General features: G+C 73.7%; 11 protein-coding genes. 2 read left to right on the top strand and 9 right to left on the bottom strand.

Annotation, left to right across the window (positions count from 1 at the left end; genetic code table 11):
- Positions 1 to 24: 24 nt before the first annotated feature.
- From ACWGDE_RS29795 to ACWGDE_RS29815, 5 genes are all read right to left on the bottom strand, one after another.
- Positions 25 to 1,101 (bottom strand): glycosyltransferase family 4 protein, encoded by a 1,077-nt coding sequence (locus ACWGDE_RS29795; RefSeq protein WP_453392135.1) that lies wholly within the window; start codon positions 1,099 to 1,101, stop codon positions 25 to 27.
- A 228-nt stretch (positions 1,102 to 1,329) separates the two neighbouring features.
- On the bottom strand, positions 1,330 to 3,102 hold the full coding sequence (gene recN / locus ACWGDE_RS29800; RefSeq protein ID WP_453392136.1) for a DNA repair protein RecN: 1,773 nt from the start codon (positions 3,100 to 3,102) through the stop codon (positions 1,330 to 1,332).
- Positions 3,103 to 3,215: 113 nt separating this feature from the next.
- Positions 3,216 to 4,154 (bottom strand): NAD kinase, encoded by a 939-nt coding sequence (locus tag ACWGDE_RS29805; protein WP_453392137.1) that lies wholly within the window; start codon positions 4,152 to 4,154, stop codon positions 3,216 to 3,218.
- Positions 4,155 to 4,201: 47 nt separating this feature from the next.
- Entirely contained in the window at positions 4,202 to 5,017 is an 816-nt protein-coding gene (locus ACWGDE_RS29810) for a TlyA family RNA methyltransferase (RefSeq protein WP_453392138.1), read from the bottom strand.
- A 7-nt stretch (positions 5,018 to 5,024) separates the two neighbouring features.
- Positions 5,025 to 5,300 carry a hypothetical protein gene (locus ACWGDE_RS29815; protein ID WP_453392139.1) on the bottom strand — a complete coding sequence of 92 codons (276 nt, stop codon included), beginning with the start codon at positions 5,298 to 5,300 and terminating at the stop codon, positions 5,025 to 5,027.
- 65 nt (positions 5,301 to 5,365) lie between these two features.
- Here ACWGDE_RS29815 and ACWGDE_RS29820 point away from each other — a divergent pair, with 65 nt between their 5' ends.
- Positions 5,366 to 5,713 carry an SCP2 sterol-binding domain-containing protein gene (locus ACWGDE_RS29820; protein ID WP_453392140.1) on the top strand — a complete coding sequence of 116 codons (348 nt, stop codon included), beginning with the start codon at positions 5,366 to 5,368 and terminating at the stop codon, positions 5,711 to 5,713.
- Between the two features lie 97 nt (positions 5,714 to 5,810).
- On the opposite strand, the gene ACWGDE_RS29825 is transcribed toward ACWGDE_RS29820, so the two are convergent.
- The 4 genes from ACWGDE_RS29825 to ACWGDE_RS29840 form a co-directional block, all read right to left on the bottom strand.
- The gene (locus tag ACWGDE_RS29825) at positions 5,811 to 6,629 is read right to left on the bottom strand and encodes an ABC transporter ATP-binding protein (protein ID WP_453392141.1); all 819 of its coding nucleotides are present in this window, start codon (positions 6,627 to 6,629) and stop codon (positions 5,811 to 5,813) included.
- A 14-nt stretch (positions 6,630 to 6,643) separates the two neighbouring features.
- On the bottom strand, positions 6,644 to 7,720 hold the full coding sequence (locus tag ACWGDE_RS29830; protein ID WP_453392142.1) for a FecCD family ABC transporter permease: 1,077 nt from the start codon (positions 7,718 to 7,720) through the stop codon (positions 6,644 to 6,646).
- Positions 7,717 to 8,763, bottom strand: coding sequence for a FecCD family ABC transporter permease (locus ACWGDE_RS29835; protein WP_453392143.1), 1,047 nt, complete (start codon positions 8,761 to 8,763; stop codon positions 7,717 to 7,719). Before ACWGDE_RS29835 ends, ACWGDE_RS29830 begins: the two co-directional genes overlap by 4 nt.
- Positions 8,764 to 8,861: 98 nt before the next feature.
- Positions 8,862 to 9,935, bottom strand: coding sequence for an HAD-IIA family hydrolase (locus ACWGDE_RS29840; RefSeq protein ID WP_453392144.1), 1,074 nt, complete (start codon positions 9,933 to 9,935; stop codon positions 8,862 to 8,864).
- A gap of 111 nt (positions 9,936 to 10,046) precedes the next feature.
- On the opposite strand from ACWGDE_RS29840, the gene ACWGDE_RS29845 reads away from it, so the two are divergent.
- Positions 10,047 to 11,318: a DUF1015 domain-containing protein gene (locus ACWGDE_RS29845; RefSeq protein ID WP_453392145.1), complete on the top strand. Its 1,272-nt coding sequence runs from the start codon at positions 10,047 to 10,049 to the stop codon at positions 11,316 to 11,318.
- Positions 11,319 to 11,335: the final 17 nt, after the last annotated feature.

Raw genomic sequence — 11,335 nt, forward strand, 5'->3', positions numbered from 1 at the left:
CCACCCACCGAGCCGCCCGAAGGGCTAGCGGCGGGACGTCAGCTCGTCGTACACCGACAGGACCTGCGCCACCGTGTCGTCCTCCGACGGCCACGTCGCCGCCTGCGCCCGCCCCGCCGCGGCGAGCTCCGCCCGCCGGCCGGGGTCCGACAGCAGCCCCGAGACCGCAGCGGCCAGCGCCCCCGCGTCGCCGTAGGGCACCAGCACCCCCGCCTCCCCCACCAGCTCGGGAACACCGCCCACCGCCGTGGCCACCAGCGGCACGCCCACCCGCAAGGCCTCCTGCGCCAGCGGGGACCGCGCCTCCCACCGACTCGGCAGCACCGCCACGTCCGCCGCCGCGAGCAGCCGCGCGGCATCGCGCCTGCTCCCGAGCAGCCGTACCGGCAGACCCTCCGTGTGGATGCGCCGCGCGAGTTCCGCCCGCATCGGGCCCTCCCCCGCGATCACCAGCAGCGGCATCGGGTCCAGCGTCCGCCACTCCCGCGCCGCGTCGAGCAGTACGGAGTACCCCCGCCTGACCACCAGGCTCCCGACCGCGATCAGCAACGGCCGTTCCACGACGCCCAGTTCGGCCCTGACCTTGCCCGGATCCGAAGCCCGGTCCCCCGCCGTCCCACCGGGCCCCGCCGGCACCGCGACCGCCGCCAGCCGGGCGTCCCGCGCCCCGCGCAGCCGGGCCAGGTCCACCTGCGCGGAGGAGGCTCCGAGGACGATCGCGGCCGCCCGGGCCACGTGGCGTTCCAGCAGCAGGCTCAGCCGCCCTCCGCCGGGGCCGCCGCCGTGCCAGCTGACGACCAGCGGAACCCGCCGCCCGCGCAGGGCCAGCGCCGCCCGCATGCCCGCCCGTACGCCGTGCGCGTGCACGATGTCGGCCTCGACGCACGCGGCCCGCAGCGCGCTCACCGCGTCCGGGGTGAACCGCGCCCCGGCGCTGGTGAAGTCGTACTCCCCCTCCGCCTCGACGGGCGCGCACACGGTGACCCGTACGCCCCGCGCGGCGAGCCCGGTGGCCAGCGACCGCACGTGCGCGCCTCCACTGGCGCCGCCGAGTACTTGGACGGTGCGAAGGACGGGGACCGAGACCGGGGAGCTGCTCACGGGCCGAAGCTCCAGGGTGAGGGAGGCAGAGACGTCGCCCAGGATGCCAGTCCGCACGCGCGTTCCGGGACCATACGGGTGCGGATCCCGTACGAGATACCGTTCCGCACCCCCGATCCTCACCCACACGGGCTAGTGGGCGTCAGCCTGACGACGACGGCCGGGACGATGGCCGGGACGACGGCCGGGACGATGGCCGGGACCACGGCCGCCGACGACGGGCCACGATCAGGCCGAGCTCTGCGCCGCCGCGAGCAGTTCCTCCGCGTGCGCCCGCGCCGACACCGAGTCCTCGTGGCCGGCCAGCATCCGCGACAGCTCGCGGATGCGGGCCTCGCCCTCCAGGACGGTGACGCCGCTCCTCGTCACGGAGCCGTCGTTGGTCTTCTCGACCAGCAGCTGGCGGTCCGCGAAGGCCGCCACCTGCGGCAGGTGCGTGACGACGACCACCTGCGCCGACTTGGCCAGCTTCGCGAGCCGCCGTCCGACCTCGATGGCCGCCTTGCCGCCGACGCCCGCGTCGACCTCGTCGAAGAGGTACGTGGGCACCGGGTCGGAGCCCGCGAAGACCACCTCGACGGCCAGCATCACCCGGGACAGCTCACCGCCGGACGCGCCCTTGGCGATCGGCCGCGGCTGGGCCCCGGGGTGCGGGGCCAGCAGCAGTTCGACCTCGTCGGTGCCCGAGGGCCCGTACGCGACGAGCCGTCCGCCGACCTCGACCCCGTCGGGGTCCTCGGTCTGCCGGATGTCGATGGAGACCCGCGCGTGCGGCATCGCCAGCGAGGCCAGCTCCTCGGTGACCGCCGAGGCGAAGCGGGTCGCCGCCTCGCCCCGTGCGTCGGTCAACGCCTGGGCCAGGGCGGAGAGTTCCGTCCGCAGCCCGTCGCGCTCGGCGGTCAGCTCCTCGATCCGCTCGTCGTCCCCGTCGAGTTCCAGCAGCCGCACCGAACCCCGCTCGGCCCATTCCAGTACGGAGTCCACCGTGTTCTCCGCGGAGCCGTACTTGCGGGTCAGCTGGGTCAGCGCCGCCCGCCGCTCCTCCACGGCCGCCAGCCGCAGCGGGTCGGCGTCCAGGTCGTCGGCGTATCCGGCCAGTTCGCCGGCCACGTCCCCGAGCAGGATGCCGAGTTCCCCGATCCGCTCGGCGAGCGCGCCGAGCGCCGGGTCGTGGGAGCGTACGGATTCCAGCGCCCGGTGCGCCCCGGCGACGAGCGCGCCCGCGTCGACGCCCTCGGGGTCCTCCACGTTGCCCGCGAGGGCCGCGTGCGCGACCTGGGCGGCCGAGGACAGCGATTCGGCGTGGCCGAGGCGTTCGGCCTCCGCCGCCAGCTCGGTGTCCTCGCCCGCGACGGGCTCCACGGCGGCGATCTCGTCGAGCCCGAAGCGCAGCAGATCGGCCTCCTGGGCGCGTTCCCTGGCCCGGGTGGTGATCTCCTCGAGCTCCGCGGCGACGGCGCGCAGCCGGCGGTGGGCGGCGGCGTACTTCTCCAGCGGGACGGCGACGGCGTCGCCGGCGTACCGGTCGAGGGCCTGGCGCTGGCGGGCGGGCCGGAGCAGGCCCTGCTGGTCCGTCTGGCCGTGCACGGCGACGAGGTCCTCGGCGAGCTCGGCGAGCAGGCCGACGGGCACGGAGCGTCCGCCGACGTGGGCGCGCGAGCGACCCTCGGCGGAAACGGTCCGGCTGATCAGCAGGGCGCCCTCGTCGAGCTCGGCGCCGGCTTCCTCGGCGCGCAGCGCGGCGGGGGCGTCCGGGCGCATGACGATGCGCCCTTCGACGACCGCCGCCTTGGCCCCGATCCGGACCAGCGCCGGGTCCGCCCGTCCACCGAGCAGCAGCCCGAGGCTGGTGACGACCATCGTCTTGCCCGCGCCGGTCTCACCGGTCACCGCGGTGAAACCGGGCGACAGCTCGACCACCGCGTCGTCGATGACCCCGAGCGACCGTATCCGCATCTCCTCAAGCACGGGACGACGATACCGAGGTTTCACGGGTGCCATGTGACGTCACCCGCCGCAAGCCACTCGAACAATCATGCTATTTACGTACACCCGGGGTACGAACCGGTGCGAGGACCGGTGCGAGGACCGGCACCCGGGCCGGTCCGGCCCGCTCAGTGCGGCGCCCCCCGCCACCCCGACACGGGCAGCGCGAACTTCGCGACGAGCCGGTCCGTGAACGACGCGTGGTGCAGCCGCGCGAGCCGTACCGGCACGGCACCCCGCCGGACCTCCACCCGGGCCCCGGACGGCAGTTCCACCGTGCGCCGCCCGTCGCACCACAGCACCCCGTGCGGGGTCCCGGTCTGCACTTCCACGGCCAGCACCGAGTCCGGCGAGGTCACCAGCGGCTTCGCGAACAGCGCGTGGGCGCTGATCGGCACCATCAGCAGCGCCTCCACCTCCGGCCAGACCACCGGCCCGCCGGCCGAGAAGGCGTACGCCGTCGAACCCGTCGGCGTCGCGCAGACGATCCCGTCACAGCCGAAGCCGGACACCGGACGCCCGTCGATCTCCAGGACCACTTCCAGCATCCGCTCGGGGGACACCTTCTGGACGGCCGCCTCGTTCAGCGCCCAGTCCCGGTGCACCACGTCCCCGTTGGTCCGCACGATCACGTCGAGGGTCATCCGCTCCTCGACCTCGTACTCCCGCGTCACGACCCGGTCCACGACCTTGTCCAGGTCGTCCCGCTCCGCCTCCGCGAGGAAGCCCACGCGGCCCAGGTTGACGCCGAGCATCGGCACCCCCGAGCCCCGCGCGAACTCCGCGCCGCGCAGCAGGGTCCCGTCGCCGCCCAGCACGATCAGCAGCTCGCACCCGTCGAGCACCGCCGGCGTGCACTCCGCCACCAGCTCCACCTCGGGCGGCAGCGGCAGGTCCACCGCCTCGTGCCGCAGCACCCGTACGCCCAGCCCGCTGCGCAGCAGACCCTGCACGACCAGCTCGGCACTGCGGATGGCCGCGGGCCGCCCGGTGTGCGCGAGCAGGAAGACCGTCCGCGCGCCCGCCTCCCCCGACTGCGCTGCTTCCCCCGGCTGTGCTGATCCCACCGGCTGTGCTGATCCCACCGGCTGTGCTGATCCCACCGATTCATTCGTCACTGCGGCCCCTCCGCCACTGCACGGTCAACATCCGCCGGGTCGAGTGCCGGTGCCCCCGCCCGCAGCCACAGAAAATACTCGACGTTGCCGGAGGGGCCGGGGAGCGGGCTCGCGGTCACCCCGACCACGCCCAGGCCCAGCTTCCAGGCCTGCGCGGCGACGTCCCGTACGGCCTCGGCCCGCAGCTCGGTACTGCGCACCACTCCGCCGCTGCCGAGCCGGTCCTTGCCCACCTCGAACTGCGGCTTGACCATCAGCACCAGGTCCGCGTCCGGAGCGCAGCACCGTACGAGGGCAGGCAGCACCAGCCCGATGGAGATGAAGGACAGATCGCCGACAACCAGATCGACGGGCACCCCGTCGAGCTGCTCGACGGTCAGCTCGCGCACGTTCGTACGGTCCTTGACGGTGACCCGGTCGTCGCTCTGCAGCGACCAGGCGAGCTGCCCGTAGCCGACGTCGACGGCCATCACGTGGGCCACGCCCGCGCGCAGCAGCACGTCCGTGAAACCACCGGTCGACGCGCCCGCGTCCAGTGCCCGCCGGCCCTCGACCCGCAGCCCCTGCGGCTGGAAGGCCGCCAGCGCGCCGGCCAGCTTGTGGCCGCCCCGGGAGACGTAGTCGGGGTCGCTGTCGTCCTTGAGCACGACGAGGGCCGCGCTGGTCTCGACCTGGGTGGCCGCCTTCGTCGCCGTATTTCCGCCCACCGTGACCCGGCCGGCGGCGATCAGCTGCGCGGCGTGCTCGCGCGAGCGGGCCATGCTGCGGCGTACCAGTTCGGCGTCCAGGCGGCGGCGTGCCACTCCTGCCACGTTCGGTTCAGCTCCTGTTTTCGTCACGACGGGGGTCGGTGGGCGCGTCCAGCGCGGTCAGCGCGGAGCGCAGCCCCCGGTGCACATCCTCGTACACCTCGACGTGTCCGTCCGCCGGGAGGTGGTCCGCGTCCGCCAGCCGTTCCAGCCCCGCGTCCACCTCGGCGTGCCCGGTGGGCGTGCGTACGACGCCCAGCGCGGCCGGCCCGGCGGGCGCGGCCGCGGCTTCGGCGGCGGCCTGCGCGGGCGGGTCCTGCGGCACGTCGGGCACTTCGTCGCTCATGCCCCCGACGCTACCCCGTACCGCGCCGCGACCACGCACGGCTCTGCGGTACGGTCGGGATCACGATGGCTACGATCGAGGAGTGCCGTGCGGCACTCGACCAACTCTCCGACAACCTGGCGCGGGCCGATGGCGACGTGCGCGGTGCGACCGCGCTCGACCGCTCGCTGAGCTGCCACATCACCGACCTGGACCACACGTTCACGGGCCGCCTCGACGGAGGCCGCATCCGCGTGGACGCGGTGGCTCCCGGTCCGCCGCCCACCAAGGCCGAGATCCGCCTCGCCATGACCGGCGACGACCTGGTCGCCCTCGTCGCGGGCGACCTGAAGTTCCCCAAGGCCTGGGCCTCGGGCCGCATCCGCCTGGAAGCCGGCTTCCGCGACCTCCTCCGCCTCAAGAGCCTGCTCTAGACCGGCCCCGCCGGCGTTTGAGGCGATCCTTTCAGCCCCGCCGGCGTTTGAGGCGCGGGGTCCGGGGCGGAGCCCCGCGCAACGGACCCGCACCCGCCTACCGCGTGCGAGCCACCCGCGCGGCCGGAATCACCAACGGAGTGCCCGTCTCCGGGTCCGCGATGACCTGACACCGCAGCCCGAACACCCGCTCCACCAGCTCCGCGGTGACCACCTCACCCGGCGCCCCCTCGGCGACGACCTTCCCCTCCCGCATGGCGATCAGATGGGTCGCGTACCGCGCCGCGTGGTTCAGATCGTGCAGCACGGCCACCAACGTCCGCCCCCGGCTCTCGTGGAGCTCCGCGCAGAGGTCGAGCACGTCGATCTGGTGCTGGATGTCCAGATAGGTCGTCGGCTCGTCCAACAACAGCAGCGGTGTCTCCTGCGCCAGCGCCATCGCGATCCACACCCGCTGCCGCTGCCCGCCCGACAGCTCGTCCACGGCCCGGTCCGCGAGCTCGTCGACCCCGGTGGAGGCCATCGACTCGTTCACGATCCGCTCGTCCTGCGCCGACCACTGCCGCAGCAGCCCCTGGTGCGGGTAGCGGCCGCGCGAGACGAGGTCGGACACCGTGATCCCGTCGGGCGCGATCGAGGACTGCGGCAGCAGCCCCAGCGTCTTGGCGACCTTCTTCGCCGGCATCGACCCGATGGCCTGCCCGTCGAGCAGCACCCGCCCCACCGACGGCTTGAGCATCCGCGAAAGGGCCCGCAGCAGCGTGGACTTCCCGCAGGCGTTCGGCCCGACGATCACGGTGAAGGAGTTGTCCGGGATCTCCACCGACAGGTTCTCGGCGATGACCCGCTGGTCGTAGCCGAGGGTCACGTTCTCCGCGGTCAGCCGCTGCACTTGCCTGCTCCTCTGGTCGCTCATGCTGTTCCGGTTCCTCATATCCGGCCCGCCTTGCGCTCGGTGACGAGCAGCCACAACAGGTAGACGCCGCCGACCAGGCCCGTGACCACGCCCACCGGCAGCTGGTCGGCGCCGAAGGCCCGCTGCGATGCCCAGTCGGACACCAGCAGCAGTACGGCGCCCATCAGCGCGGCGGTCAGCAGGCCGGCCCCGGGCGACCGGGTCAGCCTGCGCGCCAGCTGCGGCGCGGCCAGCGCGACGAAGCTGATCGGCCCGGCGGCGGCGCTCGCGGCGGTGGTCAGCAGGATCGCCGCCACCATCAGGAGCAGCCGGGTCCGCTCCACCCGCACCCCGAGGGCGTACGCCGCGTCGTCGCCCATCTCGATCATCCGCAGGGCCCGGCTCCGGCCGAGCACCAGCGGGAACAGCACCGCGCAGACGCCGAGCAGCGGCCGGACCTGCGCCCAGTCCCGGCCGGCCAGCGAGCCCGTCAGCCAGACCATCGCGCGGGTGGCCTCGAACAGTTGGGCCTTCGTCAGCAGGTACTGGATGACGGCGATCAGCATCGCCGAGGCGCCGATGCCGACGAGCACCAGCCGGTATCCGTGGATGCCCTGCTTGTAGGCGAGCAGGTAGACGGCGAGCCCGGCCACCAGGCCGCCCACCAGGGCTCCGACGGCCACCGCTCCGGCGCCGCCGTGGAACAGGACGATGACGACCAGCGCGCCGACCGCCGAGCCGTAGCCGAAGCCGAGCATGTCCGGGGAGCCGAGCGGATTGCGCGACACGGACTGGAAGACGGCGCCGGACATGCCGAGGGCGGCGCCGACGAGCAGCCCGACCAGGACCCTGGGCAGCCGCAGGTCGTTGATGATGAAGTCGTGAGCGGGCGTGCCGTTGCCCAGCAGGGTCTGTACGACGTCCCAGGGGGCGATGTCGAAGTCGCCGGTGCCGATGAGCAGGACGGCCATCGCCAGGGCGAGTACCAGCAGGAGCACCCCCACGCCCAGCGCCCGCCGCTCCACGCGCAGCGATATCCCGCCGGGCAGGTGCAGCGGCCGGGGACCGGTCCGGCCCGCGCGTGCCGTGCGGGGTGCGTCGGTCACTGTCACAGCTGGGCCATCCTCTTGCGCCGGACGAGGTAGATGAAGACGGGTCCGCCGATGAGGGCGGTGACGATGCCGACCTGGAGTTCGGCGGGCCGGGTGATGACCCGGCCGATGACGTCGGCGCCGAGCAGCAGCACGGGCGAGAGCACCGCCGAGTACGCGAGCACCCAGCGCATGTCCGGCCCGGTGAACACCCGTACGAGGTGCGGGATCATCAGGCCGACGAAGACGATCGGCCCGCAGGCGGCGGTCGCGGCCCCGCACAGCAGGGTGATGGCGATCATCGCGCCGACCCGGGTCCGCGTCAGGTTCGCGCCGAGCGCCCGCGCGGTGTCGTCGCCCATGGCCATGGCGTTGAGCGGCCGGCCCAGCGTGAGCGCGAGCACGGCGCCGACCAGCAGGAAGGGCGCCACCTGCTGGACGGTCTCCATGGTGGCGGAGGCCAGCGAGCCCACCGTCCAGAAGCGGAGCTTGTCCAGCGCCTTGCTGTCCATCAGCTGCACGGCGTTGATGTAGCCGACGAGGGCCGCGCTGGCCGCCGTACCGGCGAGCGCGAGGCGCACCGGGGTGGCGCTGCGGCTGCCGCCGAGCACGTACACGAGGACGGAGACGACGGCGGCGCCGAGGAAGGCCCACCACACGAACTCGCTGAGCGAGTTGGCCCCGAAGAAGCTGATGGCCGATACGACGGCGGCCGCGGCCCCCGCGTTGACGCCGAGGATGCCGGGCTCCGCGAGGGGGTTGCGGGTCAGTGCCTGCATCACGGCGCCGGACAGGCCGAGGCCGAGGCCGACGAGGACTCCGAGGAGGGTGCGCGGAACCCGCAGGTCCCGCACGACCACGTCGGAGGTGGTCCCCGAGTAGTGGAAGAGGCCGTGCCAGACCTCCTCGAGCGGCATCTGCTTGGCGCCGACGGCGATGCTCGCCACCGCGATCAGCGCCAGCACGCCGAAGGCGGCCAGCAGACCGGCGGCTCGCACACCGTGGCGCGAGCGGGTGGCGGCGGCCGGCGCCGCGCTCTGTTCGGGGGGACTCTCGACCAACACGAAGGTTAGGTTAGCCTACCCTCCACGTGCTCGAATCCCCCGAACGGCCCCGGAACGGGCCCCGAACGGCCCCCGCCGAGCCCGCCCGCCGCGCCCCGCTACAGCCCCAGCTCGGCCAGGGCCTTGCTCGCGTCCAGCGTGCAGGACCCGTCCCCGGCGTGCGTCCAGGCCGCCGCGCACAGCGCCCGCAGCCCGTCGAGCGGGTCCCCGGCCGGCTCGTCCACGACCTTGCCCTCCGGCGAGAGGGTGACCACCGGCGTCAGTTCGAGCCGCCCGCCGTGCACCAGCGCGCTCCAGCGCCCGCACCGCCAGATGCCCATCCGCTCCGTCAGCTCCGGCTGCGGGGTCAGCAGCCCGCGCAGGTCCCGGTCCACGTACGTCGGCCGGTACTTGGGCTCGGCCCGCAGCAGCTGCGCCCCGTCGGTCACCCCGGTCAGCACGAGCAGCGAGTCCACCTCCCCGTTGAAGGCGCCCTCGATGTCGGTGTCCAGCCGGTCCCCGACCACCAGCGGCCGCTTCGCCCCGGTCCGCAGCACGGTCTCGCGGTGCATCGGGGGCAGCGGCTTGCCCGCCACCTGCGGCTCCGCGCCCGTGGCGATCCGTACGACCTCCACCGCGGCCCCGTTGCCCGGCGCGATCCCCCGCGCTCCCGGGATCGTCAGATCGGTGTTCGACGCGTACCACGGCACCCCGCGGTTGATCGCGTACGAGGCCTCCGCGAACCGGCCCCACGGCAGGTCGGGGCCCCCGTACCCCTGGACCACCGCCGCGAGCCCCTCCTCCTCGGCGGAGTCCACCGGGACCAGCCCGCGCTCGCGCAGCGCGACCCGCAGTCCCTCGCCGCCGATCACCAGCACCTTCGACCCCGGCTCCACCTGTTCGGCGATGAGGCGGGCCACCGCCTGCGCGGAGGTGATCACCTCGCCCGCCTCCGTCGGGATCCCGAGCTCGCTCAGGTGCTCCGCGACCGCGTCCGGAGTGCGCAGGGCGTTGTTCGTGACGTAGGCCAGGTGCATGCCGTCGGCCCGGGCCGAGGCCAGCGACTCCACCGCGTGCGCGATGGCCTCCCCGCCCGCGTACACCACCCCGTCGAGGTCCAGCAGGGCCGTGTCGTACGCCTGGTGCAGACTGCGCTCACTGCCCGCGGGACTGGTCCTGCTCTGCCGGGTCATGGTGTCCGCTCCTCCTGGTGTCCTCCCGGCCGCAGCCGGGGGATCGATCTTGTCCGGTTTCCGCACTCCCCCGATCATCCCGCATGGCGAGACGGGTCTTACGATTCTCCAATGACCACATCTGGCACCGCGGACCATGGACTGCGCCTGATCCCGTTCCATGGCCTGCGCTATGTCCCCGAGCGTGTCGGCAGCCTGGCCGCCGTCACCTCGCCGCCGTACGACGTGGTCGTGCGCCCGGACGGACTCAACCACCTCGAGTCCGCCGATCCGCACAACATCGTCCGCCTGATCCTCCCGCAGGCCGACACCCCCGCCGCGCGCAATCAGCAGGCGGCGCACACCCTGCGCGACTGGCTCTCCGAGGGCATCCTCAGCGCCGACCCCGAGCCCGCTCTGTACGTGTACGAGCAGCGCAAGGGCGGCCTGCTGCAGCGCGGCATCATCGGTGCCCTGGCCCTCTCCGCCGCCGACGCCGGCATCGTCCTGCCCCACGAGGACGTCATGCCCCACGTGGTCACCGACCGGGCCGGTCTGATGCGTGCCACCTCCGCCAACCTCGAACCGCTCCTCCTCACCTACCTCGGCGACGACCCGGAGGCGGGGGCCGCGGCGGTCGTCGAGCGCACGTCGCGGAGCACTCCGCTGTTCGCCACCACCACCGAGGACGGTTTCCAGCACCGGCTGTGGGCCGTCACCGACCCCGCCGACCTGGCGGCGATCAGTACCGACCTGGGCGACCGCCAGGCCCTGATCGCCGACGGGCACCACCGCTGGGCGACCTACCTGCGCCTCCAGGAGGAGCACGGTTCCCCCACCGCGTGGGACTTCGGCCTGGTCCTCCTCGTGGACACGGCCCGCTACCCGCTCCAGGTCCGTGCCATCCACCGGATGCTCCGCCGCCTGCCGCTCGACCGGGCCCTCGCCTCCCTCGACGGCCACTTCCGGGTCCGCAAGGTCGAGGGGCCGCTGCCGCTGGCCATGGAGGCCCTGGACGACGCCGCCGAGCGCGGCAACGCCTTCCTCCTCGCCGGGGACGGCACCTTCCACCTGGTCACCGACCCCGACCCGGCCCTCATCGACCGAACGGTCCGCCACGACCGTCCGGAGGCCTGGCGCCGGCTGGACGCCACGGTGCTCCACGCGACCCTGCTGGACACCCTGTGGGACATCCCCGACACCCCGGACCAGATCACGTACATCCACGACACCGAGGCCACCGTCGAGATGGCCGAGCGCAACGGCGGCACGGCGGTCCTGCTGCATCCCGTACGGGAGGCGATCGTGCGGGAGCTGGCCCGCCAGGGCGTGACGATGCCCCGCAAGTCCACCTCCTTCGGCCCGAAGCCGGCCACCGGCCTGGTGCTGCGCAGCCTGGACTGACGGAAACACAAAAGGGC

The sequence above is a fragment of the Streptomyces sp. NPDC054956 genome, from assembly GCF_053609185.1.

Coding starts and splice junctions, on each gene's coding strand:
- recN (WP_453392136.1), bottom strand. CDS start 3,102: ATGGCACCCGTGAAACCTCGGTATCGTCGTCCCGTGCTTGAGGAGATG.
- ACWGDE_RS29815 (WP_453392139.1), bottom strand. CDS start 5,300: ATGAGCGACGAAGTGCCCGACGTGCCGCAGGACCCGCCCGCGCAGGCC.
- ACWGDE_RS29820 (WP_453392140.1), top strand. CDS start 5,366: ATGGCTACGATCGAGGAGTGCCGTGCGGCACTCGACCAACTCTCCGAC.
- ACWGDE_RS29825 (WP_453392141.1), bottom strand. CDS start 6,629: ATGAGCGACCAGAGGAGCAGGCAAGTGCAGCGGCTGACCGCGGAGAAC.
- ACWGDE_RS29840 (WP_453392144.1), bottom strand. CDS start 9,935: ATGACCCGGCAGAGCAGGACCAGTCCCGCGGGCAGTGAGCGCAGTCTG.
- ACWGDE_RS29845 (WP_453392145.1), top strand. CDS start 10,047: ATGACCACATCTGGCACCGCGGACCATGGACTGCGCCTGATCCCGTTC.